The organism is Acinetobacter sp. BHS4 (genome assembly GCF_018454425.1).
GTDB classification, from domain to species: domain Bacteria; phylum Pseudomonadota; class Gammaproteobacteria; order Pseudomonadales; family Moraxellaceae; genus Acinetobacter; species Acinetobacter pittii.
This window is the reverse complement of the sequence record NZ_CP075323.1, coordinates 1,458,027-1,479,093: the sequence shown is the minus strand read 5'-3', so window position 1 is coordinate 1,479,093 and position 21,067 is coordinate 1,458,027. Positions and strand designations below refer to the sequence as shown.

Below are 21,067 nucleotides of genomic sequence, written 5' to 3'. Positions count from 1 at the left end.
ATTCACCCCAACTGGAAGCAATGGCAGAAGCCTATTAATTTTTCTTGGATTTAGAATACGTATCATGCAAAAAATTCTTCAAGATTTTTCAATTCCAGCAGTATTTGCTGGTTTTATTACCTTTCTCATTGGTATTAGTGTTTCAGCTGTTTTAGTGATTCAGGCGGCTCAAGCTTTAGGTGCTTCACCTGAACAAATCACTTCATGGTTTTGGGCTTTGGGTTTGGGTATTGGCTTATCAGGACTCATTCTTTCTTGGAAATTTAAATATCCTGTAGCGACGGCATGGTCAACCGCTGGTCTTGCTTTAATTATGGCAACAGGTAGTGGATATAGTATAAATGAAGCGATTGGTGCTTTTTTAGTTGGTGGTTTACTAACAGCTATTTTAGGCTTTTCAGGTATTTTTCAAAAAGCGCTGTCATACATTCCTCAAAGTTTAACAAGTGCCATGCTGGCAGGCGTCCTACTCAAATTTGGTATTTCACTTTTCGCAAGTTTACAAAATGATTGGGCATTTGTTTTATCCTTACTTAGCATTTATGTCATTACAAAAAGATTATGGCCGCGTTATAGCATTGTATTTACCGTAATTTCAGGTATAGCCCTGTGCCCTGTCTTTTTAGAATTTCATATGCCTACAATTCAGTGGTCTTTAGCAAAACCTGTTTGGATTAGTCCTGACTTTAGCTGGTCAGCACTTTTGGGCTTAGCACTGCCACTGTTTGTGATTAGTATGGCTTCTCAATATTTACCGGGCATTGCCATGATCAAAAGTTATGGCTACAAACCACACGTGAATCAACTCATTGGCTGGACAGGTTTAACCCAAGTTGTGCTTGCACCGTTTGGCTGTTATAGCGTCAATATTGCTGCGATTAGTGCCGCTGTAAGCTTAGACGACCAAGTTCATCCTGACCCAAGCAAACGCTATATTGCAGGTATAAGCTGCGGTTTTTTCTACATTTTAATGGGTATGTTTGCTGCAACACTCACAAGTTTATTGATGTCTTTCCCCCATATTTTTATTGTAGCTTTGGCTGGTATTGCATTACTTGGTACGATCAGCCACAACATTGCGATTGCTTTTACTCAAATTGAAGAACGTGAAGCTGCATTATTTACCTTTTTATGTAGCGCTTCGGGTATTCAATTCTTCGGGATCGGCTCAGCATTTTGGGGATTGGTGGTCGGAATTATTGTATTTGTTGTTCTCAAATTTAAAGCCAAAAAAAGCTAATAAAAAAAGCGTTCATAGCTCCCTATTTTCAATGCTATGAACGCTTTTTAGTATGGTTTCTTATAACTCTCTTACTACGACTGTTTTTGCCATTTTGTCGTGCCAGCCTTGTTTTTTAGCGTCAAATGCCACCCAAAAAAGACCAATACCAAATACTAAAATTGATGGAATATAGCCAATATATCGAATAATACTTTGCATGACTGTGAGCTTATTACCTGTTTTTTCATCTAAAACTTTTAAGCGCATCAAACGTTTGCCAGGTGTACCTGCAAAATACAACCAACATAAAACTGAATATAAAAAAGGAAATGCGTAGTTCACAATCAGGTCAAACCAATAGTTTTGTGGCTGACTACTTAAGCCTGTAGCAAATACTAAGTCGTAATCTCCCCGATAAAAAATCCATGCGGCTGGAATAATTGCTAAACAAAGAATAAGACTATCAATAATCATTGCGCCAAATCTTAACCAGAACCCTGCATACTCATACTTATAAGTCATGCCTACCTCACTTTGTTATTGTTTAATAGCTAAAATGGTCTTACTACTTTACTTTTATCCTAATTGAAACTTTTTTATTTTTAAATACTTAAATAAATTTTAAATTTCTTACTTTTATATTTTATTGTAATTATTTTGATCAAAAAATATCATTAACCACATATCTCTACAAAAACTTAATTTAATCTTTTAAAAACTGACATTTTTTTATGTCAGTTATATCGAAATACGTTTATATATAAATTAAATTACAAATAAATATTATATTTATTGCCAAAATAAAATATCTATTTTAAATTCTTTTTTTAATAAAAGTGCTGCAAATAATAGAGCCAATCCGATTGTAATTAAAAAAACACTTAAACTGATTAATCCATAAACAATTGTTATACCGCCTAATATAGCTAAAATATAAAAAATAATTACACTGATTGTTGGCATTTCAATTTATTCCACTACTTAAAATAAAAGCAATTTATTCTATCGAGTTTATAAACGATTGCTGTTTTCAAATGTTGATTACACTATTAATTTGTATCATCATACATTAATAATGTTATTAAACTTATTTAATGTTAATTTAGTTTAATAGACAGTGATGAAGTTCACATAAGTTTTATTTAATTTCAAAATAATGTTTTTCAGTCACAAGTTTAATTTTTAAGTTTTTATATAAGCGTTCTTTTGAGTCTTCTAGTGAAGGAACAACTTTTTCTGCAAATTTATCTTCAGTCATCAGTCTTGCATAAGTTTTGTAGCCAATGATTAACTTTTGAGGTTCTTTACCTGTTTGACTAAACTCTTCAATGAGTTTATTGACTTTCTTTGCTGTTAAATCTGCCATCTTTCTTAGCCCCCCCTTTAATTTACTATTTTGTTATACGGCTTCTTTATGACAGAAATATGAACCGTAATTTTTTGTAATTTTCATATAAATATTAACAATTATTGGTCTACAGCATACTTATCAGTTCAAAATCAGCAAAGCAATCAATTCAAATATTTGATTTATATATAATTTGTTTAATTTCAATTACTTTTAATTGAATAGATGTCTCCACAGAATGAAATATGTTAATCTTTAATTAATAAAAGCTTCATACATATAACAACTGTAAATAAGAGGAATAACATCATGAATTACCAACATATTATTGTACCAGTAGATGGTTCTGAGATTTCTTTAGCAGCAGCTCGACAAGCAGCTCACATTGCAAAAGCATTTGGTAGTAAATTGACCGCCATTAGTTTGGTTGCGGTAGATCCTTTTAGTGGCGTAGATTTTTATTACATCTCACCTGTTGTAAAAGATTATTTTGTTGAAGCACGTGCTAATGCAGAAAAAACTCTCGCAAAAGTTAAAGCTTTATGTGCTGAAGAAGGCATTGATGCAGAAACTCAAATCATTCAAGGTGAAATTTCTTCAGATGGTATTTTGAAAGCCGTAGAAGACTTAGGTTCTGATTTGATTGTGATTGGTTCGCATGGTCGTAAAGGTTTCCAAAAACTAATTTTGGGTAGCTTTGCTCAAGATGTTTTAAATAGCACCAAGATTCAAGTTTTAGTCGTAAAAGAGTAAAATACTTGAAAGATAAAAGCCCAATCCTATGATTGGGTTTTTTAATAAAATAACTTATAGAAATTTTACACCCACTAAAAAACCCTATAGAATAGTTCACTATTCCATCAATTTCGTGAGTCACGCCAATGAAGTAAGTCTTTTTTCTCATCAATTTTTTCTTTTTTTGATGTGCAAAATAGACTATTTTTGTGATTTACCGTCTCTATTAAAAATTATCATTCTCCTATTTTGTACATCCTGTATTTATGAGGTTTTTTATGACTCAGCAGGCATGTGTAATATCGCAACTTACCTTAGAGTTCCCTTCAAAGGTAATGTTTAAGCATTTAAATTTTAGTCTTGAATCGAATCAGATCTCTGCCCTAATTGGTCGTAACGGTCAAGGCAAATCTTTGCTTATGCAATTGTTAAATGTGACGCTTGCATTAGATTCAGTTGTTACATCAGGGCAAATATCTTGGCATGTAAAACATGCGTATTTACCTCAATTGCATCGTTTGACAGCACTCACGATTGCTGAAGCTTTAGATATCTTAGATATTTACGGAGCTTTTAAAAGAGTTGAACAAGGTAGTGCCGACTTCAATGATTATGATTTATTAGAAGGTAAATGGGACCTGCCCACTTTATGGAACAACCTCTTAGAATCTGCTGGTCTACCAATAGATTTAGATTTCCCAGTTAAAAATTTAAGTGAAGGTCAAAAAACCAAATTGGCTCTAAGCTGTTTATTTTTAAAATCAGACCACTATCTATTACTTGATGAGCCTAGTAATCATCTAGATCAGGAATCTAGACAATGGTTAATCGATCATTTAAAAAAACACCCAGCAGGTAGTCTTATCATTAGCCATGATCGGACTTTATTAAATGAAGTCGACCATATTTATCATTTAAATGAACATGGTCTACATCACACCACCGGAAATTATGAAAAATTTTATGGGCAGTATCAAACCAATATTGCAGCTCTAGAGCAATCTATTCAACAGAGCCAACGTGAAGTTAAGCACATGAAGCAAAAGCAACATGATGTATTAATGAAAGCTCAAAAACGTGAGCGTGCTGGAAATAAATTAAGAGAATCAAATTCTCAAGCCAAAATTTTGCTCGACTTTAAAAAGGAACAAGCAGGCCAAAGCATTGCTGCTATACAGTCTCAACACCAACGTCAGATTTCGAACAGTCAAAATGATTTAAAAGATAAGAAATTGCTTCTCGAAACGGTTAAACCTCAACAGTTTTTCTTCCCGTCTTTTCATAAGAAATCTGGTGAAATTCTGCGGATTAAAAAATTGAAACTGAAACATGGTACTCAAAAACCCATCGATCTAGCTGTACAAGCAGCTCAAAAAATTCATATAACAGGACAAAATGGTATTGGAAAATCAACTTTACTTAAGGCAATTCATGCACACAACAATCGACCCTGTGACAGCATTCACTTATCTGTAGAGTGTTTCTATCTCGACCAGAACTTTAGCTTTTTGTGTGATGAAATGACTGTTATTGAAAATTTATCTCACATAAATAATGAACTTTCAGAACTCGAATGGAGAAATTTGCTAGGTCAACTTCGAATTCGTGGGGATAAAGGTACCCAACTATTGTCTCAGCTTAGTGGTGGCGAAAAATTAAAAGTAGCTTTATTGGCGCTTAGCCGAATAAGCCCTACTCCTGAACTTCTATTACTAGATGAACCGGAAAACCATTTAGATATTGAATCTAGAGAATTACTTGCTTATGCCATTCAAAGCTATGAAGGCGCTGTATTACTCGTCTCACACGACCCATTGTTTGTAGAAAATTGCGGTATAAGCGAGTCATTTTCATTAGCCGAATAATCTGATTCAAACTATTTCTTCAAATTTACTAGTTCTCATTTTAGAGCTAGTAAATTTTATCAACTCTTATTTTTCACTTTGTTTAATAATTCGAGGTCTAAATTATATTTCACAGTTTTATTTTTACGAGCACTATTACGCATTTGATAAACTTGAATAATATAATCACCGTCAACGGGTAAAGTAAGCTCTCCTTTAAAACCTATAGTTGAGCCAATCAATAATGCGTTATCTTTACCTGGTTTTTTACCAGGTGCAAAAATATTAATATAGGCTAAATTCCCCAGACTATTGATATCAAATTTTAATATTTGGCCTTTTTTCGCATAAACTCTATACCTTACATCATCATAGCCCTGAAATTTTCCAGTTAAAATGGTATGTGGTGAACTTTGTAAAAAATTAACTTTTTGCTCAGTATTTTTGGCATAGACAGTGAACGAAGTAGCTGAAATAAGCGTAGATAGTAATAATGTTTTAATGATTTTTCTCAACTTATTGACCCTCAAAATTATTTTTAAAGTGATTATATTAAAAATGATTTTTATAAAATTTTACTTTATGTATGAGTTTGATGAGTAGTAGTTGCTTTTTATAACCAGTAACAAATAAAGTATCTTAGAAATCTAAATTATCTTTCTTTTCAATAATTATTTACAAGTTAAAGTATATGGATAATCTATAAGTCTGGAAGATTTTTTAATGAATATTATTATTCGTGATGAGCAAGCCGAAGATATTGAAGCCATTGAAGAATTGACAAAAGCAGCTTTTCAAAATGCTGAGCACACAAGTCATACCGAGCATTTTATTGTTAATAGTCTAAGAGATCACGGACAACTTACTATTTCTCTAGTTGCAATTGAAGATGAGTCTATTATTGGGCATATTGCTATTTCTCCGGTTGAGATTAGCTCAAGCGAAATAGGTTGGTATGGTTTAGGTCCTATCTCAGTTCATCCAAATAAACAAGGATGCGGTGTTGGCTCTCTTCTCATCAATAAATCACTAGAAAAATTAAAACAACTTGGCGCTCAAGGATGTGTTTTATTAGGTGATCCAAATTATTACAGCCGCTTTGGTTTTAAAAATTATCCTGAGCTAATTTTGCCTGATGTACCGAGTGAATATTTTCAGGCTCTAACTTTCTCGGGCAATATTCCAAAAGCTAATGTCAAATACCATGAGGCTTTTAATGCGACGCAATAATAAAAACTTACTATCTTCAAAAGAAAACTCCTAAAAATAGGAGTTTTCTTTTTCATTGGTTTTGAACAATATTTACTTAAAACATTAGCTTTTATTTAACACGCTCAATTTGGAAAACTTCAATATCGGTAGGCTTAACTCTATGCTTATCTACCTCACCAACGACACGTACTTTATCCCCTGCTTTTAGTTCAAGAGGTTTCCATAAATCATCATCAATATCAATTATGATTGAACCAGTTGCGTCTTTTAACTCAAAATGATCCCCAGCAATATGCTTTACGATCGTACCAGTTAAAGTTACTCCAGATTCATCAGCCGAAGTTTTTACTTTGGATACTGTGACTACATTTTTTGTTGCTTCTTTTAATAAAGCAGCATCTGGTTTAGCCATCACAGCACTACTTTCTAATAAAGCAAATCCAGCCAATGCTGTTAAAAGTATTTTTTTCATGACGATTACCTACTTTTTAATATTCTTAGTTATATAAACAAATTCTTTTAAAGTTATAGATTTAGCTTTTGTGGCTTTTTGTATCTTATTAAGTTCTTTATTTAATGAGAATAAATAGTAACATTAAAAAATTTCTTTAAGTTCTCTTTTCCAACAACTATTTTATGGCCTTTATTTTTTCGTGAATTTACTTAAGAAAGCTTTTTCTTAAGTAAATTAAACTCAGCATTAAAATATCATTTCATTGTTAAGCAACAAGTTGTCCTAAATTCAATAAAATATTTATGGCTTCTGTCTCATCCTCTGTTTGCATAACAATCATTCTGTCATAAGAAATTCCACCAACCTCAATATAAATTTTTGGATGTGGAAGCTGAGGAATATAGACTTTTAGTGGTTGATAAAGAGCAAGAAGATAACCAAATGAATCATAAGGATAATGATCATCTTTTAATGTCTTCTTTATAACAACATAGTTGTTCAATATACTTAAAATAAAACCATATTCATTTTCAGAATGAAATTTAGCGTCCATACCTACCTCCTTGATTAGTTAATATTTTTATAATCAAACTTAAAGGTTAAATTTCTGATCTGAGGATATTTGAACCAATTTACTTTAAATATAGAGTTCTATTTAAAATAATGAGTTTCGAATTTAAATATATTTAAAACCAAGTGTATTAGTCAACATATTTTGAACGGCGCCATTAAAAATAAATATTTTGAGTTACAAATCACACTTTTAGACAAAAATAAAAAGATATAAAAAACCCATCTTACGATGGGCTTTGAGCATTTATCTAGATTATGAATCTTTATCCATTGAATGAGGAGTTGTGGTTTTATCTTGCTGTTTTGTGTCGTTTTCACCTTGGCAAGCACTCACACTCAAAGAAATAAAGGCGGCTAAACCCAAGGTCGCTATAATTTTTGTCATGTTTCACCTCATGAATTGTTTAGATTGATGAGTTAATAAATACTTTTTATTAGTTTTACGATCAGCATAGGTTTCTAGGCTTTTTTGTAGATTTAGCGCAAAAATGTAAAGCTATTTAGTTTTAACTTTAAGTGCCCATTTAAAATTTAACTCACCACGTTCAGAGCCCAGTACCTAAAATTAAATTAAATTAAATTAAATTAAATATTAACTGAATGCCTGAGCGTTTTGAGGAGTAAGTCATATAAGTGATCTACAGCTTTAGACTCCAAAGATGCCCGGCTTCGGTACACAGCGACCTCCATAGGTTCTAAAGGTCCTAAGCCATGATCAGCACTTAAAATAGTTAAATGCTCAGGTGCACTACACTGTGTGAACACGGCAATTGCTAAACCACTTTCCACTGCTGCAATTTGACCAGCTAAACTTGAACTGTTGTATACCACCCGATAACGGCGTCCCTGTAAGGCCAAAGAATTAATCGCACTCTTTTTGGCTTGACTAGTACTTTCATAAACTGCAATTGGGAGTGGATCTTCTCGCCAGAGTTCAAACTGTGGAGAGCCTACCCACAGAAATAAAAGTGTTCCTTGACGAGCGTTATCTCTCGAAATTAATGCTAAGTCTATATCCCCAGTTTCTACCCGTGGTATTAACGAAGTAGACTGCTCACAAATTAATTCAATTTCAACACCTCCATAACGTGGAGCAAAACGCTTAAGTACAGGCGTTAAATATTTTGCAGCATAATCATCGGGCACCCCAAGGCGTATACGCCCCTTCAGCTCATCTCCGTGAAATGCCATTTGGGCTTCTGCATGTAAGTCGAGAATACGGCGCGCATAACCTAAAAGCAGCTGTCCTTGAGACGTTAATTCAATTTGTCGGTGCGTTCGTATTAAAAGTTGGCAATGTAGAGCTTCTTCAAGTTTTTTTATTTGCATGCTAACAGCGGACTGTGACCGATATAACTCAGGTGCTGCGTTTGATAAAGAGCCTGTATCTACTACGGTGACAAAACACTTTAGCCAATCAATCTGTAAATTTTTTAAAGTCATTAGAATTTATCTATTCGATTTTCAAATAGTATATAAAAGAATTATGCGCTTTTCTTTATTTATTGCCTCTCTCATACTGAACTTATAAGAAGTTAAAACAATTCATTTTTTAACGTCGCTAACGGTGAATTGATTAACAACTGAATAACTCGTTAATCACTGTCCTTACTAACAATTTTATCACTTCGTATTTCTTAGGTATTACGCACTAGGAGGAGGTTTTATGCGCCTAAATAAACAGATGCTTGCGTCACAAAGTGCGACATCCACTTTCGTTTTACTTTGGGGTAGTGCTGCGATTTTTACTCGATGGGGACTCGACAATGCCTCACCTATAGCATTATTAATTCTGCGCTTTGCCACAGCTTTGTTTGTTCTGTTGTTAATTGCTATTTTTAGAAAAAGACTTTTACCTAAGCATGGAACTCGAAAGCAAGTTTTATTAACTGGACTCCTCATTATTGCAGGTTATTCAATTTGTTATTTTAAAGCCATGGCTCACGGAGTCACCCCTGGTTTAATGGCCACAATCATGGGAATACAGCCAATCTTGACGCTTTGTCTTTTAGAAAAGAATTTACAAAAAGAGAGATTATTAGGTCTATTGATTGCTTTAGCCGGACTCATACTTTTAGTGTGGAAAAGCTTAACTATGTCTTTTATCGCTCCAATCGGAATATTCTTTGCCTTAGCAGCACTGATCTGTATAACTTTTGGGGCCATCATGCAAAAAAACATTCAACAAGCCCCAACAGATGTCTTACCGCTCCAATATATAGTTAGCCTTCTAGTTTGTTTATTTATAGTTCCATTTGAACATTTTGAAATAACGTGGAATTCACAACTCATTATTTCGGTTTTATTCCTTGGAATTTTAATTTCTGTAGTTGCTCAACTTTTACTTTATCGACTTCTAAATCAGGGCAATCTTGTAAATGTGACAAGCCTATTCTATTTAGTCCCTGTTGTTACTGCACTTTTAGATTTTTTAATATTAAAAAATAAGTTGCCGCTTGCAGGCTTAATAGGAATGATTGCGATTTTAATAGGCTTAACACTTGTATTTAAAAAGAAATAACTCATTTAAAGTACATTAAAAACCCTCGACTGAGGGCTTTATGCTGAGTTAAAGACTAGTCTAAATTTTTCCAGTCTTTACCAATTTGAGCTAATGCTGGCAGTTCATCGCTATTAAAAACATTAGAATTACGATCAATAGCAAATCGATAGATGGGCACAGAATCAGCTTCAGTTTTTTTATAGAAGCTGAAATTTTCAGTAATGTGGTAATTGCCAGCTTCTGTAGATTTTACAGCTGCTCCTGATGGAATATGAATATAACTTTCACATTCCACTTCAATATTATTTCCAGCAAGATCTTGGTAGGAAAATTTCATGTTTTGATCCTTTCTAAATTTTTATGATTGAGAAAAACTTAACATGCTATCTGGCTAGATTATTGAAACTTTTTTCAACTAATTGTTTAAGTATGTGTATTTAGTTAAAACTAAAAATATTATCTCTAATATTTCTACTCTATCTCACAATCCCAATACTTTAAAAGCTCGCTCATCAAGTTCTTTAAGTTCCTCAAGTGTATATAACCGTCCTTCTGGATCAAAAAACTTATCAAAATCAAATTCCCCTTCTTTATACAATTGATATCTTTTAGGCCCTAACCACTCTTTTTGAAAGAAATCATCTGTTAGTTTAAAAAACTCTTTAAATGACATATTTGCATCTAATTGGCCAATTAATTGTTCACGTTCATTTTTAGGAATATCCCTAAATTTTCTCTCATCCATAATGAAGGCTCGGCTGCCGACTAGCTGACCATCTTCATGAGTTGGAACTAGAATACTGCGGCAATGAGGATGCAAAGGCGGAACTTTTTTTGTAGGATCATTGATATCCCACACACGACTATCAAGGGCTGCACATACTTTTGAGGTTCTACCATCAAGCACACTTACAAATCTGACATATTCAAACTTTAACTGTTTATAGCTGTTTAAATAGGCCTGATTGGATATATGACTTCGAATCGTACGCACAGTTCGTTCAATATCAATCTTAGAGCTATTTAGTAGTCCATCTTCATATTTAAGGCGTTTAGTCCCTAGAATCCTTTGAATAATTTGTTGATTCGTCTCTCCAGTATTGAGGCCATTCCGAATTGCATACTCCACTCTTTGACGGGCAACCTCTGCAATTGTAGAAAGTAACTCATCCACCAATGCTCCACCTGCTAAAGGAACACGTTTAGCAGCTTTATAGAGCTGTTCACCTTTTAATTCTTTATGTTTGCCACCAAAAACTTTTGACATATATTTGGCTTCATAGACAGCCAATGCCACAGCAGAGATGGTAAAAGTTTCAATGAGCATATTGTTAGTAGTATTAAACCACTGAGAAATCAGTGCACGTATCCCTTTTAATGTAGCTGTTGAGTAAAGCCCACCCGCCAATGCGGTTTTTTCCTTTTCATTTAGCTCATCTAACAGGTTACTTAGTTTAGTAAGCATGTTAACTGTTTCGGAATTAAACAAATTAAGAAGTTCATTGACCGATCTTGAAGATGCTCGATATAGATAAGCTTGATGTTGAGTCAGAACATCAAAAAGTGATTTCTGATGAAGATTAACCATAAAAATTACCTCTACAGAATTGCCCTTTTTATTATTTTCTATTTGTTTGTCTTACCTTATGTAATTTGCTTATTATTAATATCTCTAGAATAAGTTATGACTAACAAGTGTACCTACGTAAAGTTATTTAGCTAATAGCTTATCCTTGTAATTTATATCTTTATAAACTTGTTTCGTGTCTAACTACACCATCTCTTTAATGCTGAGTAAAACAGCATTACTCGGAATACTTTTAAGTATTTTCTTTTATGCTTTACGCCATTCTTTATAAAATTTTTTATCAGATTGTTCAGAAAAACTGTTTGTATTGTTATTAACGTATGTAGTACCCGTATTTGATGATTGTATACATGGCCAATTGTTCAATTGGGGTGTTAGAACAGCATTACTCATCAATGAAAGTTCTTCTAATCTAATTAAGTTCATATTTACTTCCTTGCTTATATCTAGCTCCTGATGTCTTCAATATGTTCAAAACTTCATATTGAACCATTAAAAGATAGCTATTGTTTCATTCCCTAAACCAATCAGAGCCTACACAAATAGCACATCCATAAAAATGCAAAGTGCAAGTTTTGTGTATTGATTTACCAATGATGTAACTTGCTATACGCCCAAATAAATTAAGTTTAAATAGAATGAAAAAGCTATTTATAAGGTTTTCTTCTCAGTTGCTCGAATTTCAGATATACTGACCTTAGTATGAGATGAGCCTTATATAGTTCATTGGTAGATCAATGAATGACTAAGCCCTTCGCTTTCGAGCAAGGGCTTTTTTAATGTGTGTAATTTGGAAAAATTACTTTGATCTGACTCAGCAATTCAAGCCTCTGTTTGCCTTTACTGAACAGGTCTGTTAGATTGGTCTTGTTCATCAACTCCTATTGTCGATGAATACTGAAGCCTGATTCGTAGCATCAGGCTTTTTTTATGCCTAGATTTTATAAAGATAGACCGTTAAATTCATCTAATACTATTGAAACGTTATCTAAAAATAATTTTACTATCTTGTTTTTAACCAAGTGCCCACTTCTTTTAACATCTCAACTAAACCGTTTAATTTCTTACCATCTTCAGTTAAAGAGTACTCAACTTTAACAGGAACTTCCGCAAAGACGTCTCTATTAATGAACCCTTCTTCTTCGAGAAAACGTAGCTCCAAAGTCAACATTCTTTGAGAAATATTAGGGATTGCGCGTCTTAACTCATTAAAACGCATAGGTCGTTCAATAAGAAATGAAATAATTAACATTCTCCAGCGCCCACCCAATACTGTCATTGCTTCTTCTACAGAACAGCCAGAAATATTATCTTTCATTGATTAGTTAGGTATAAAAAATATACCTATATAACAAAATAGTGCCTAATTTACAATCTATACCTTGTAGTAAATAATAAGTTTTTAATACGAAAATGCTGGTCTATTTTATGGAATATAAAGAAGTTGCCAAAAAGACGATTAATCATTTGTACTCAGCACATGCCTCAATTCGAAGCTCTGGAATTGATCCACAATTAATTGCTTTAGCTGAATTGTATGTGTCACAAATTAACGGCTGTGCTTACTGTTGTGCTTTTCATGCACAGGAATTAAGAGATATGGGTATAAGCCAGGAAGTCATTGATAAAATCCCAGGCTATAAACATTCAAACGTTTTTTCAAAAAAACAATTTCTCGCTCTTGAACTTGCAGAAGCAGTCACTTTTCTATCTGAAAAAATTGAACCCGTAAAAACTCACTTGGCCGAGTATTTTAGTGAAAGAGAGATTGTAGAGTTAACAACTAGCATTTCACTCATGGGAGCATTAAACAGGCTCAGAATTACCTTAGGGGATAAAAGTTAATTCATTTAATTTCCATATGAAAAGCCCAAACTATTTGAGGCTTTTCATAGCTTCTGACTAAACGAAATAAAAAATTAAAAAGACTCTACGATCCTAAAAACAATTTCTTTTCAATAGCGCGGCGTCTAACCAATCCAGCCAAACGCTTACCGCCTGCGTTTACCCATACATCGAATTGGTTTGCGGCCCCTTTGTAATTACCTGAATTTAATTTTTTTAATAAGGTCGATTTTTTAAAGTCTCCTGTCCCGATGTTATAACTTAGTGAGACTAATGCGTCGAATTGATTTTGCTTTAAAGGAACTTTTACAGCGCCATTGACTACACGCTCAAATATTTTCAAATCATGCTGCATATATGCTTTGGCCTGCTCAAGAGTACATGTGTCACCTTTTTGAACGCTCAAACCGTTTGGGTATCTGGTTGTGCCATAACCAATGCTCCAGACACCTACGCCATCATCATAAGCACTGAGTCTTAATCCTTCAAAATTACAAATATGGTTTACCCCTTCCTGACTCAGAGACATCTCATCTACCGCAAAACCAATTTCCTCATCGCCATTGTCTGTTGCGGTAGCAATCGGACTATTTGTAGCGGCACGTGACCGAGACTTGGTAGTAAAAAGCTTGCAAAGATAATCCAATATTTTTTGCATCTAATCCTCTTTCATCTTACTTTTTCTCTGTAACCCAAAGTGTAATATACCCTTGAACTACAGGCTGTCCATCTGCTCTATAGGCATTTACTTTTATTTGCATATCGCCAACTTTCCATTCTTCATCAATTGTTGCGACGACTTTAATATCAGAATCGGCTTTGGCGACATAATTTACATTCATGCCTTTAGGTAACCATCTTAAATGTTGAGGAATAGATGCTTCGGTTAGTACACCCATAACAAATTCTAATCCATTACATATGGCAATAACGTGAACTGTTCCTATGTGATTTTCGACTGATTTATTCTTTTTGATGAAAGCTTCACACACGTCAGCATCTAGTTTTTGAATAATTGGATTTACTGTTTGAAAATATGGAGCAACACGGCTAACAACTTTTGACAACAACGTTAATCCACCTGGTATTGCTTTCAATGTTCTAAAAGCGAGCAAAACGTCATTAATTGGTGGTACAGCGTTATATTTGATTTGGTTGGCAAATTTATAAATATAATTACTCATAGTTTTACTTCTGGCTGAGAATAAGAATTTAATAAATATATAGCCTCATATCTCTAGACTCATTGCTTAACTTTCATGTTTTTTAAGTCATTAATGATAATTTTTGAATAACATCTAGGGTTTGTTGTTGTTCAACCAAATACGCTAGAAATTAAAATGCCCAATATAAAATTGGGCTATAGATTATTCTTCGATTTCTATGGGATCGCCATCTTCAGGTCGAATATGTCGCTCACCATCATCTGCCGGATCGACACTAGAGCCATCTTTGGTAATACTGTTATACAACTCATCCTCTTTTTTATCATCGATAAATTCTTCATCTGCAAAATCAAGAGGCTCTTCATCATCATCAAAATTTAAGGGTTTTTCTTCATCTATCATGAGATTTATCCTTTACTTCACTTGTCTCATACCATGCTCAAATAATTAACAGATACATTCAACATGAAACAATCATCATTTATGTAACAGACACTTTAAGATACATATAACAAAGAAAACCGCCCTCGAAGGCGGTTACTAAGCTCTAAATTGTTAGAGATAATTGGCTTATTACTTTTATATATTTTAAGAAGGTAGTTTATTATTTTTAATATAATCATCTGATTTAAAATAATTAACAATCATTTCTGCATTTTCTTCTTTTACAGGTAAAGTAGTTACTGGAATATTTTCATTTCCCATACTAAAGCCTTGAGGGACCAATTGAGAAATAGGAGGAAATTTGGCTTTACCTCCTTCAGTGATTCTTTCAATGAATCCTGCAAGCCATAAAATAAACTCACCTTCATTATCAAACTTAGGCATAAGACTAAAATCAATTTTTACCGAGCATTGCTCGATGGGCTTGGTTAAGCAGTCTTCAAAATTAATAAAATTATACTTTAATTTGAATTCAGTACCTTTTATCGCATTACGAATAAGCCCAACCAAACAATTTAAATTTTCTATTACATCATCAGAAAACAAGTTGTCATTTTTAATTTTTTTATAAACCTTATCTGCTATAGCTAGATATTTTGGCATCTTAACCTCCTATCTTCTCATGCGTATATTTATATACTTCTTTAAACTATTATTTTTTTATGTAAGATAGGGTAAAACTCATCAACTAAATGTAAGAAATACAAGGTTTTTGAAAGTTAATAGTAAATTACTTATCAAAAACATTTAAAAATGCGAAACATGCAACATAAAATACCAAAATAAAAGAAGATTTTGAAAAATTTTCTTTCAATTTATTTTTATAGATGAGCAATACTTTCAATACTAACTTACCATCCATTTAAGATGAAATATGCTTATATAAGATATTAATTTACTAAGATATTTTTTAATTTTTATTGTTTTCAAGGTGATTCAAAATACTACTAATTTTTAAAAACAAATAACCGAAAAGTAGTCCATTAAATATAATAAAAAGACCAACAGTGACCATTTCTTTAGACCACACTTGAATAATGTCTAAATTATCATTTCGAGTTTCAACTTGCCCATATGACAAAATAAAAGCCAAGCCTAAGACAATTCCAAACAAAATCACAACCCATGCTACAACTGATGTTGTCTTACTTTCTTTAAGAGATTTTTTCACTTCACTCATAATTTTTCTTGATAAACTTCTCGATTTACATATTCTTTTATATTAATTCGCTATGTACTTAAAGTTTTATTTCTTTAACTTTTCAATAAAAATGTTATTAATTTTTATATTTTGTTTATCAAAAAATATTAATTAGTATATTTAATATTTCTGTAACATCAAAATTTTAAAGTAAATAGTATTAAAGATATTTATAACAAAGGGGCGAATTTAATATAAATAAACGAAAATCCTTTAAATCCGCTCCTTATGTTTAGTAAGATCTTCTTTTATTTTACCTGAAATTTAATATTGAATTTTCTTGCTTGTTTTCTTACTTCCGGATTAGATGGTAAAACAAATGGACTTGAACGCCAGATAGCTTTTTCAATACTTGTTTTAAATTTTTGCTCTTCTTTATCTAAAAAGATAATTTGCTCAATTTCGCCAGTCTCCGTTAAAAAGACTTTAACACTTGCACTCATACCTGTAGAAGACTTGGGAATATCCCATGTTTTATAAATTTTCTTTTGATATTGTTTTTTATATTTTTCAGCCTCTGAAATAATTTTATTATCTGCCACTGGCGTAGGAGTGACTTGTTTGTGACCTGTAGCACACCCAACTAACAAAAATAAAGAAGCAACAATAGTGAAGTTTTTCATTTAAAATACCTTATTTTCAATAACTAAAATTTAACAGTTTAGAGTTTAAAAAACCACCCAAAAGGTTGTATTAATCATTAATTATTATGAGTTAGCAAAGGTGTGAGGCCACCTTTGCTCTTCCCTTTTTTTAGTTAATATTTTATTTTCATTAAAAAGGAACTTCATAACGAAAATTTAGATTTGAATTTTCTGATATATTTATATTATAGACATCTCGATCAGTAAAAATCCCGTGTTCAGGTGTTTTAAAACTATTAAAAGCTTTATTCTCTGGAACTATTGGAGGTTTATTCAAATAATTTTCTTGAGAATTATATGGAGATGAAGCACAACCAATCAGCCCAAAACCCAATAAAGATATAACTAAAAATGTCTTCATAAATTTTGTCCACTTTGATAAAAGCTACACAATTTAACAAATTGAACTGCTATTGTCACACCAGAATAATTTAGTTTAACTTAACAATAAATATATCGAATGTATTTTAAAAAGAAATAACTAATTTCAACTTCTATAAAAACAAATAAAGCTGGCCCATATAAGTTTTCAAAACTGGATGTATTAAAGACTCTATTCTACTTTTAAGATTTCCTTGATTTTTAACCAATGATCTACCTATTAACGTTTAGATTTTAAGGATTGTTATGCGGCTACATTTTATTGTTCATGAAGATTTTGAAGCGCCTGGCGTATATGAAATTTGGGGCAAAATGAATAACTTCAAAATTACCTATTCAAGAGTGTATTTAAATGAAGTTTTGCCAACTTCTGTTGAAGATATTGACTTTCTTATTGTAATGCGTGGTCCACAAAGTCCTGATACTACATTAGATATGTGCCCTCACTTTAATTCAATAGCAGAACAAGCAATCATTAAAAAAGCGATTGAAGCAAATAAAGTGGTTATTGGGGTATGCCTAGGATCTCAATTGATCGGTGAAGCTTTAGGTGCCAAGTTTGAACACAGCCCTGAGCGAGAAATTGGTAAGTTTCCAATTATGCTTACAGAATATGGAATAACACATTCTAAGTTTTCTCACTTAGGAAAAATGACCGAAGTTGGCCATTGGCATAACGATATGCCAGGCTTAACTCCTAACGCAAAAATTATTGCTTTTAGTGCAGGGTGCCCAAGACAGATTATTGAATATTCCAAATTAGTTTATGGCCTACAATGTCATATGGAATTAACTTCAGAAGTAGTTGAGTTGCTGATTCAACATTCAGAAATCGAGTTAAATGATGCTCATAATTATAAATTTGTGAATACTCGTGAAGAATTACGGAAGCATGACTATCAAAAAATGAATCAAAACCTCTTTATTTTTCTGGATAAATTGAAAGAAGAATATTCAAAACGATCTTAAAAAAATGAGTGTAAAGAGCCTTTTTAAATTGCCTTTTACGCTCCGCTACAGATCTTATTATTTACCAGTTGATCAAGCATACTTGAAGTCAAACCTTCAAAAATCAAATTTTAATGTTACAATACAGTGATTTACTCAATTTCAATTGGACTCCCAAAGAAATGAATAGATTTTTATTAACTTTTTTATCTTTAAATATTGGGCTTTTTTCTTCTTCCACTTTTGCTGAAACAAACACATTTCAAACCAAACAAGAATATAACCGCCCTAGATTTAATCAGCATAAAAGTATGCTTGAAGTAAATGCTAACACTCAGAACCATCAGCTGACTGAACAACAAAATTCATTTAATTCTCCTCATTCTCAAAACGTAGATTTTTTTGAAATTGCAAAACAATATCAAGAAAATGAAACAAAGCCTTCTTCGTTTACTGATGAAACAGTGAATATGAGCGATCATGAGCGTAGTCTTTACTACATTAGACATCATGATAATGTGGGTATTCAAAGAGAAATTCGTGGCCAACAGTTTAAATCGCTAAAACAACAGCGAGATAAAGGTGTAATTTCTAATGATGTATATAAAGAAAAGGTCTACAAAATCTTAAATCAACCTAACTTTAAATAAATTTGAAGCCCTCCTCGGAGGGCTTTTTTATAAGAATTAAACCTTAGAGTACTAACCAATCTAAGCGAGCGTCGACATAAAATATTCTAATAATTTATCTCTTTCATCGATCTTATTTGCACTTAAAAGCTGAATCATTGCCCCATCAATCACAAACAAAAACATGTAGGCATCTTCAACTGTAGCGGTAACTTTTACGGTTATAATTATTGTTTTCAGTCTTTTAACTTAATTTTATTTAGTGCCACACATAAAGCTTTTTTGTCAGTGTCTTTAAGTTGAGGATGCTGAACAGGCCACATATAGCTACAGCCATGAGGTGCTTTGTTATGATTTTTCTTAAGTTCATAAGCGATATTTTTTAGAAGCTCAGTGTTCAAAGAACTAATTTTTAAACGTACTTCTGCTAAATCTTGTGGCTTCCAATTGCTTTCTGGACTCGACAACCAATCTGCGCGATAGCGATATTGAATGGCCTTGGCAACATTCATTTGCGTCACAATAAATGGCTTTACCGTTTCGCTATTTAAACCAAAAGATTCGGCTTCAGAAAGCGATTGATCCAGAACTTTCTTTTCTTGAGTTAAATCTTCAATAGGTAAATGCTGCTCTGCTTTATAACCTGCGACATCCTTCATATAAGATAAGCGTTCGTTAACTAAACGAGCAGTTTGAGTGTATTGTGAAGCTTGCGCGATTGGAGGAAAACACATAAAAGCTGCCAAGGTCGACACTACTTGAACCGTTCGCTGAAAACTCTTTATATTCACCATTTAAAACCTACCGAAGTTATTGTTCTGTCGTCATTTCAGATCAGTAATGTATTTTAACAACATGTAAAAGTAAAACTTCAAGATAGGCTTAGTTCTTGGCTCCATGCAGAATCAGGTTGTTGATAGATGTGTTGGCATACTTGCTTGAGAGATGAGGTAAAGTGCTGGTTTTGCCCCTCCCATTTTTCAACCATGCAATAACTAACATGAATACCTTTGGGTTGAAACTCTCTGGCTAATGACTGTGCTAAAGCACGAATGCTTGCAAACATGCTTTGACTTAACACATCGTAATGGGGTGAGTTATTAAATGGAGCTCCAAGAAAAATAACTGTGCCTCGCTGTTGTTTAAGCATAGGCTTAATCACAGCTTGAGCGACACTCACGGCACTTAAACCTGTGGTCTGCCAACTGTGTTCAATCTCTTCTAAAGATAAAGCTTCGATATTTGATGAAGATGAAAAGCTCGGCTGAAATACACAAAGCTCAATGATATGTCCATGACTTGAAATATAACGCAACAAGCATTTTAAATGATCTACATTCACTAAATTTAAGTGAACTACTGTCACACCATCATTTAAAGAATGAACTTGCATTTTTTTTACAGCTGAATCATGTACAACTTGATAAAGATGTAAAGGGAAATGCCCGTTTTTATCTAAAATTACAAAATCACGCTCAATCAGTTGAAGGTCATGACCAGCAACGACAACACAGCCCTGCTTTTTTTGAAATCTTTGAAATATTTTTTTTAGCATTTTAGTCTCTCAAAATTTTTCTTGATAAGGGCGTAAATCCAGCTCATGTGTCCAGAGTTGTGGAGTTTGTTGGTAAAGCATCCAATAGTTTTCTGCTATTGCATCAATATTGAGTCCACCAGTTCCACGGGTAAGACGGGCTAACCGCCCTAAACCGAATAATGCTTTATTCACTCTATCGCCATTGACCATTCCATCAATAATCACATGAGCAATATGTATGCCTTGCGTCTTATAGATTTGAGCTAGATTTAATGCATAGGTTCTTAAAGCAGATTTCCCCATCGTAAAAGCAGCGAAAAAAGGTTTACCACGTAGAGATGCACTTGCTCCAGTAAAAATAAGCGTACCGTGATTTTGATCTTTAAAGATTTTTAGACAGCTTTGAGAAACTAAATAGGCCGATAAAAAAGTGGATTGCCACATTTGAGTAAAAAACGACAGTGGACTGCGTAAAAATATCGAGGGAATATTTCCTCCCACGTTATGAATAACAACACTAATACGCTCATTTTGACTCGTGATTGTGTCAAATAAGGCCTGTACTTGATGTATATCTTCTGCATCTAAACGGAACGCGACAGCTTCCCCTGCATTTGCATGTATTTCGGCAGCGACTGCTTCAATTTTCTGGAATGTACGTCCAGCGACATAGACTTTTAAGCCTTCTTTTGCAAAAAGACGGCTCACGGCTGCACCAATACCTTGTGATGCCCCGACGCCAATAACAACTGCACAATCTCGTTTTTTATCTAATATTGCTGATGTCATAGAC

The 21,067-nt window shown here is 33.2% G+C and carries 29 protein-coding genes and 3 pseudogenes; 8 read left to right on the top strand and 24 right to left on the bottom strand.

The window, feature by feature from the left end; translation table 11 throughout:
* Positions 1-64: 64 nt before the first annotated feature.
* Positions 65-1,240 (top strand): benzoate/H(+) symporter BenE family transporter, encoded by a 1,176-nt coding sequence (locus KIP84_RS07035; protein WP_213689592.1) that lies wholly within the window; start codon positions 65-67, stop codon positions 1,238-1,240.
* A 60-nt stretch (positions 1,241-1,300) separates the two neighbouring features.
* On the opposite strand, the gene KIP84_RS07030 is transcribed toward KIP84_RS07035, so the two are convergent.
* The 3 genes from KIP84_RS07030 to KIP84_RS07020 all read right to left on the bottom strand — a co-directional run bounded on the left by KIP84_RS07030 (position 1,301) and on the right by KIP84_RS07020 (position 2,588).
* Positions 1,301-1,744, bottom strand: a complete 444-nt coding sequence (locus KIP84_RS07030) for an RDD family protein (protein ID WP_005073782.1) — start codon at positions 1,742-1,744, stop codon at positions 1,301-1,303.
* 267 nt (positions 1,745-2,011) lie between these two features.
* A complete protein-coding gene (locus KIP84_RS07025) occupies positions 2,012-2,185 on the bottom strand; it encodes a hypothetical protein (protein WP_005068723.1) in 174 nt (57 codons plus the stop codon).
* A 175-nt stretch (positions 2,186-2,360) separates the two neighbouring features.
* Positions 2,361-2,588 carry a hypothetical protein gene (locus KIP84_RS07020; protein ID WP_002115208.1) on the bottom strand — a complete coding sequence of 76 codons (228 nt, stop codon included), beginning with the start codon at positions 2,586-2,588 and terminating at the stop codon, positions 2,361-2,363.
* 291 nt (positions 2,589-2,879) lie between these two features.
* Between KIP84_RS07020 and KIP84_RS07015 the strand changes: the two genes are divergently transcribed.
* Entirely contained in the window at positions 2,880-3,323 is a 444-nt protein-coding gene (locus KIP84_RS07015) for a universal stress protein (protein ID WP_002115225.1), read from the top strand.
* 260 nt (positions 3,324-3,583) lie between these two features.
* Complete coding sequence (locus tag KIP84_RS07010; protein ID WP_213689591.1) at positions 3,584-5,170, top strand: ATP-binding cassette domain-containing protein; 1,587 nt, start codon at positions 3,584-3,586, stop codon at positions 5,168-5,170.
* A 59-nt stretch (positions 5,171-5,229) separates the two neighbouring features.
* Here KIP84_RS07010 and KIP84_RS07005 read toward each other — a convergent pair whose 3' ends face one another.
* Both KIP84_RS07005 and KIP84_RS07000 read right to left on the bottom strand, forming a co-directional pair.
* Positions 5,230-5,664 (bottom strand): DNA breaking-rejoining protein, encoded by a 435-nt coding sequence (locus tag KIP84_RS07005; protein ID WP_213689590.1) that lies wholly within the window; start codon positions 5,662-5,664, stop codon positions 5,230-5,232.
* Positions 5,665-5,701: 37 nt separating this feature from the next.
* Positions 5,702-5,818, bottom strand: a pseudogene (locus tag KIP84_RS07000) (hypothetical protein).
* Positions 5,819-5,872: 54 nt separating this feature from the next.
* Between KIP84_RS07000 and KIP84_RS06995 the strand changes: the two are divergent.
* Positions 5,873-6,379 carry an N-acetyltransferase gene (locus KIP84_RS06995; protein WP_213689589.1) on the top strand — a complete coding sequence of 169 codons (507 nt, stop codon included), beginning with the start codon at positions 5,873-5,875 and terminating at the stop codon, positions 6,377-6,379.
* Between the two features lie 91 nt (positions 6,380-6,470).
* Here KIP84_RS06995 and KIP84_RS06990 read toward each other — a convergent pair whose 3' ends face one another.
* From KIP84_RS06990 to KIP84_RS06975, 4 genes are all read right to left on the bottom strand, one after another.
* Positions 6,471-6,833 carry a NirD/YgiW/YdeI family stress tolerance protein gene (locus tag KIP84_RS06990; protein ID WP_213689588.1) on the bottom strand — a complete coding sequence of 121 codons (363 nt, stop codon included), beginning with the start codon at positions 6,831-6,833 and terminating at the stop codon, positions 6,471-6,473.
* A gap of 247 nt (positions 6,834-7,080) precedes the next feature.
* The gene (locus tag KIP84_RS06985) at positions 7,081-7,368 is read right to left on the bottom strand and encodes a hypothetical protein (protein ID WP_206222557.1); all 288 of its coding nucleotides are present in this window, start codon (positions 7,366-7,368) and stop codon (positions 7,081-7,083) included.
* A gap of 273 nt (positions 7,369-7,641) precedes the next feature.
* Positions 7,642-7,773 carry a hypothetical protein gene (locus KIP84_RS06980; RefSeq protein WP_002114618.1) on the bottom strand — a complete coding sequence of 44 codons (132 nt, stop codon included), beginning with the start codon at positions 7,771-7,773 and terminating at the stop codon, positions 7,642-7,644.
* Positions 7,774-7,973: 200 nt separating this feature from the next.
* Complete coding sequence (locus KIP84_RS06975) at positions 7,974-8,831, bottom strand: LysR family transcriptional regulator (RefSeq protein WP_213689587.1); 858 nt, start codon at positions 8,829-8,831, stop codon at positions 7,974-7,976.
* Between the two features lie 223 nt (positions 8,832-9,054).
* Between KIP84_RS06975 and KIP84_RS06970 the strand changes: the two genes are divergently transcribed.
* On the top strand, positions 9,055-9,909 hold the full coding sequence (locus KIP84_RS06970; protein ID WP_033847399.1) for a DMT family transporter: 855 nt from the start codon (positions 9,055-9,057) through the stop codon (positions 9,907-9,909).
* 55 nt (positions 9,910-9,964) lie between these two features.
* Here the strand turns inward: KIP84_RS06970 and KIP84_RS06965 are convergent, their stop codons facing one another.
* The 4 genes and pseudogenes from KIP84_RS06965 to KIP84_RS06955 form a co-directional block, all read right to left on the bottom strand.
* Positions 9,965-10,228, bottom strand: a complete 264-nt coding sequence (locus tag KIP84_RS06965; RefSeq protein ID WP_017386735.1) for a hypothetical protein — start codon at positions 10,226-10,228, stop codon at positions 9,965-9,967.
* A gap of 144 nt (positions 10,229-10,372) precedes the next feature.
* Positions 10,373-11,479 (bottom strand): minor capsid protein, encoded by a 1,107-nt coding sequence (locus tag KIP84_RS06960; RefSeq protein ID WP_068611968.1) that lies wholly within the window; start codon positions 11,477-11,479, stop codon positions 10,373-10,375.
* Positions 11,480-11,662: 183 nt separating this feature from the next.
* Positions 11,663-11,905 (bottom strand): annotated as a pseudogene (locus tag KIP84_RS18780) (hypothetical protein).
* Positions 11,906-12,482: 577 nt separating this feature from the next.
* Complete coding sequence (locus tag KIP84_RS06955; RefSeq protein ID WP_206222562.1) at positions 12,483-12,797, bottom strand: helix-turn-helix domain-containing protein; 315 nt, start codon at positions 12,795-12,797, stop codon at positions 12,483-12,485.
* A 110-nt stretch (positions 12,798-12,907) separates the two neighbouring features.
* Here KIP84_RS06955 and KIP84_RS06950 point away from each other — a divergent pair, with 110 nt between their 5' ends.
* The gene (locus KIP84_RS06950) at positions 12,908-13,324 is read left to right on the top strand and encodes a carboxymuconolactone decarboxylase family protein (protein WP_002114624.1); all 417 of its coding nucleotides are present in this window, start codon (positions 12,908-12,910) and stop codon (positions 13,322-13,324) included.
* Between the two features lie 85 nt (positions 13,325-13,409).
* Here KIP84_RS06950 and KIP84_RS06945 read toward each other — a convergent pair whose 3' ends face one another.
* The 7 genes from KIP84_RS06945 to KIP84_RS06915 form a co-directional block, all read right to left on the bottom strand.
* The gene (locus KIP84_RS06945; RefSeq protein WP_213689586.1) at positions 13,410-13,982 is read right to left on the bottom strand and encodes a lysozyme; all 573 of its coding nucleotides are present in this window, start codon (positions 13,980-13,982) and stop codon (positions 13,410-13,412) included.
* Positions 13,983-13,998: 16 nt separating this feature from the next.
* On the bottom strand, positions 13,999-14,508 hold the full coding sequence (locus KIP84_RS06940) for a hotdog fold domain-containing protein (RefSeq protein ID WP_213689585.1): 510 nt from the start codon (positions 14,506-14,508) through the stop codon (positions 13,999-14,001).
* Between the two features lie 183 nt (positions 14,509-14,691).
* Positions 14,692-14,892 (bottom strand): hypothetical protein, encoded by a 201-nt coding sequence (locus tag KIP84_RS06935; protein WP_004791647.1) that lies wholly within the window; start codon positions 14,890-14,892, stop codon positions 14,692-14,694.
* A 186-nt stretch (positions 14,893-15,078) separates the two neighbouring features.
* Positions 15,079-15,537 (bottom strand): hypothetical protein, encoded by a 459-nt coding sequence (locus tag KIP84_RS06930; protein WP_005803530.1) that lies wholly within the window; start codon positions 15,535-15,537, stop codon positions 15,079-15,081.
* Between the two features lie 307 nt (positions 15,538-15,844).
* Complete coding sequence (locus tag KIP84_RS06925; protein WP_005803531.1) at positions 15,845-16,114, bottom strand: hypothetical protein; 270 nt, start codon at positions 16,112-16,114, stop codon at positions 15,845-15,847.
* Positions 16,115-16,383: 269 nt separating this feature from the next.
* Positions 16,384-16,758 (bottom strand): TonB C-terminal domain-containing protein, encoded by a 375-nt coding sequence (locus tag KIP84_RS06920; RefSeq protein WP_213689584.1) that lies wholly within the window; start codon positions 16,756-16,758, stop codon positions 16,384-16,386.
* A gap of 151 nt (positions 16,759-16,909) precedes the next feature.
* The gene (locus tag KIP84_RS06915) at positions 16,910-17,140 is read right to left on the bottom strand and encodes a hypothetical protein (protein WP_005068685.1); all 231 of its coding nucleotides are present in this window, start codon (positions 17,138-17,140) and stop codon (positions 16,910-16,912) included.
* Positions 17,141-17,406: 266 nt separating this feature from the next.
* Here KIP84_RS06915 and KIP84_RS06910 point away from each other — a divergent pair, with 266 nt between their 5' ends.
* Both KIP84_RS06910 and KIP84_RS06905 read left to right on the top strand, forming a co-directional pair.
* Positions 17,407-18,129, top strand: a complete 723-nt coding sequence (locus KIP84_RS06910) for a type 1 glutamine amidotransferase (RefSeq protein ID WP_213689583.1) — start codon at positions 17,407-17,409, stop codon at positions 18,127-18,129.
* Between the two features lie 113 nt (positions 18,130-18,242).
* Positions 18,243-18,758: a hypothetical protein gene (locus KIP84_RS06905; RefSeq protein WP_060466596.1), complete on the top strand. Its 516-nt coding sequence runs from the start codon at positions 18,243-18,245 to the stop codon at positions 18,756-18,758.
* Positions 18,759-18,818: 60 nt separating this feature from the next.
* Here KIP84_RS06905 and KIP84_RS18775 read toward each other — a convergent pair.
* The 4 genes and pseudogenes from KIP84_RS18775 to KIP84_RS06890 form a co-directional block, all read right to left on the bottom strand.
* Positions 18,819-18,968 (bottom strand): annotated as a pseudogene (locus KIP84_RS18775) (TetR family transcriptional regulator); the annotation flags it as partial.
* Between the two features lie 5 nt (positions 18,969-18,973).
* Complete coding sequence (locus tag KIP84_RS06900) at positions 18,974-19,531, bottom strand: chorismate mutase (protein ID WP_069124240.1); 558 nt, start codon at positions 19,529-19,531, stop codon at positions 18,974-18,976.
* Positions 19,532-19,608: 77 nt separating this feature from the next.
* Positions 19,609-20,292, bottom strand: coding sequence for an SDR family NAD(P)-dependent oxidoreductase (locus KIP84_RS06895; RefSeq protein WP_213689582.1), 684 nt, complete (start codon positions 20,290-20,292; stop codon positions 19,609-19,611).
* Positions 20,293-20,301: 9 nt separating this feature from the next.
* A complete protein-coding gene (locus KIP84_RS06890; protein ID WP_017398416.1) occupies positions 20,302-21,063 on the bottom strand; it encodes an SDR family NAD(P)-dependent oxidoreductase in 762 nt (253 codons plus the stop codon).
* Positions 21,064-21,067 lie beyond the last annotated feature (4 nt).

Excerpts from the sequence above, each read along its gene's own strand:
- KIP84_RS06970 (WP_033847399.1), top strand. The coding sequence starts at position 9,055 with ATGCGCCTAAATAAACAGATGCTTGCGTCACAAAGTGCGACATCCACT.
- KIP84_RS06975 (WP_213689587.1), bottom strand. The coding sequence starts at position 8,831 with ATGACTTTAAAAAATTTACAGATTGATTGGCTAAAGTGTTTTGTCACC.
- KIP84_RS06955 (WP_206222562.1), bottom strand. The coding sequence starts at position 12,797 with ATGAAAGATAATATTTCTGGCTGTTCTGTAGAAGAAGCAATGACAGTA.
- KIP84_RS06930 (WP_005803530.1), bottom strand. The coding sequence starts at position 15,537 with ATGCCAAAATATCTAGCTATAGCAGATAAGGTTTATAAAAAAATTAAA.
- KIP84_RS06990 (WP_213689588.1), bottom strand. The coding sequence starts at position 6,833 with ATGAAAAAAATACTTTTAACAGCATTGGCTGGATTTGCTTTATTAGAA.
- KIP84_RS06920 (WP_213689584.1), bottom strand. The coding sequence starts at position 16,758 with ATGAAAAACTTCACTATTGTTGCTTCTTTATTTTTGTTAGTTGGGTGT.
- KIP84_RS07015 (WP_002115225.1), top strand. The coding sequence starts at position 2,880 with ATGAATTACCAACATATTATTGTACCAGTAGATGGTTCTGAGATTTCT.
- KIP84_RS06995 (WP_213689589.1), top strand. The coding sequence starts at position 5,873 with ATGAATATTATTATTCGTGATGAGCAAGCCGAAGATATTGAAGCCATT.
- KIP84_RS06935 (WP_004791647.1), bottom strand. The coding sequence starts at position 14,892 with ATGATAGATGAAGAAAAACCCTTAAATTTTGATGATGATGAAGAGCCT.
- KIP84_RS06965 (WP_017386735.1), bottom strand. The coding sequence starts at position 10,228 with ATGAAATTTTCCTACCAAGATCTTGCTGGAAATAATATTGAAGTGGAA.
- KIP84_RS06905 (WP_060466596.1), top strand. The coding sequence starts at position 18,243 with ATGTTACAATACAGTGATTTACTCAATTTCAATTGGACTCCCAAAGAA.
- KIP84_RS06950 (WP_002114624.1), top strand. The coding sequence starts at position 12,908 with ATGGAATATAAAGAAGTTGCCAAAAAGACGATTAATCATTTGTACTCA.
- KIP84_RS06900 (WP_069124240.1), bottom strand. The coding sequence starts at position 19,531 with ATGGTGAATATAAAGAGTTTTCAGCGAACGGTTCAAGTAGTGTCGACC.
- KIP84_RS07020 (WP_002115208.1), bottom strand. The coding sequence starts at position 2,588 with ATGGCAGATTTAACAGCAAAGAAAGTCAATAAACTCATTGAAGAGTTT.
- KIP84_RS06985 (WP_206222557.1), bottom strand. The coding sequence starts at position 7,368 with ATGGACGCTAAATTTCATTCTGAAAATGAATATGGTTTTATTTTAAGT.
- KIP84_RS07030 (WP_005073782.1), bottom strand. The coding sequence starts at position 1,744 with ATGACTTATAAGTATGAGTATGCAGGGTTCTGGTTAAGATTTGGCGCA.
- KIP84_RS07010 (WP_213689591.1), top strand. The coding sequence starts at position 3,584 with ATGACTCAGCAGGCATGTGTAATATCGCAACTTACCTTAGAGTTCCCT.
- KIP84_RS06925 (WP_005803531.1), bottom strand. The coding sequence starts at position 16,114 with ATGAGTGAAGTGAAAAAATCTCTTAAAGAAAGTAAGACAACATCAGTT.
- KIP84_RS06890 (WP_017398416.1), bottom strand. The coding sequence starts at position 21,063 with ATGACATCAGCAATATTAGATAAAAAACGAGATTGTGCAGTTGTTATT.
- KIP84_RS07035 (WP_213689592.1), top strand. The coding sequence starts at position 65 with ATGCAAAAAATTCTTCAAGATTTTTCAATTCCAGCAGTATTTGCTGGT.
- KIP84_RS07025 (WP_005068723.1), bottom strand. The coding sequence starts at position 2,185 with ATGCCAACAATCAGTGTAATTATTTTTTATATTTTAGCTATATTAGGC.
- KIP84_RS06945 (WP_213689586.1), bottom strand. The coding sequence starts at position 13,982 with ATGCAAAAAATATTGGATTATCTTTGCAAGCTTTTTACTACCAAGTCT.
- KIP84_RS06940 (WP_213689585.1), bottom strand. The coding sequence starts at position 14,508 with ATGAGTAATTATATTTATAAATTTGCCAACCAAATCAAATATAACGCT.
- KIP84_RS06910 (WP_213689583.1), top strand. The coding sequence starts at position 17,407 with ATGCGGCTACATTTTATTGTTCATGAAGATTTTGAAGCGCCTGGCGTA.
- KIP84_RS06915 (WP_005068685.1), bottom strand. The coding sequence starts at position 17,140 with ATGAAGACATTTTTAGTTATATCTTTATTGGGTTTTGGGCTGATTGGT.
- KIP84_RS06980 (WP_002114618.1), bottom strand. The coding sequence starts at position 7,773 with ATGACAAAAATTATAGCGACCTTGGGTTTAGCCGCCTTTATTTCTTTG.
- KIP84_RS06960 (WP_068611968.1), bottom strand. The coding sequence starts at position 11,479 with ATGGTTAATCTTCATCAGAAATCACTTTTTGATGTTCTGACTCAACAT.
- KIP84_RS06895 (WP_213689582.1), bottom strand. The coding sequence starts at position 20,292 with ATGCTAAAAAAAATATTTCAAAGATTTCAAAAAAAGCAGGGCTGTGTT.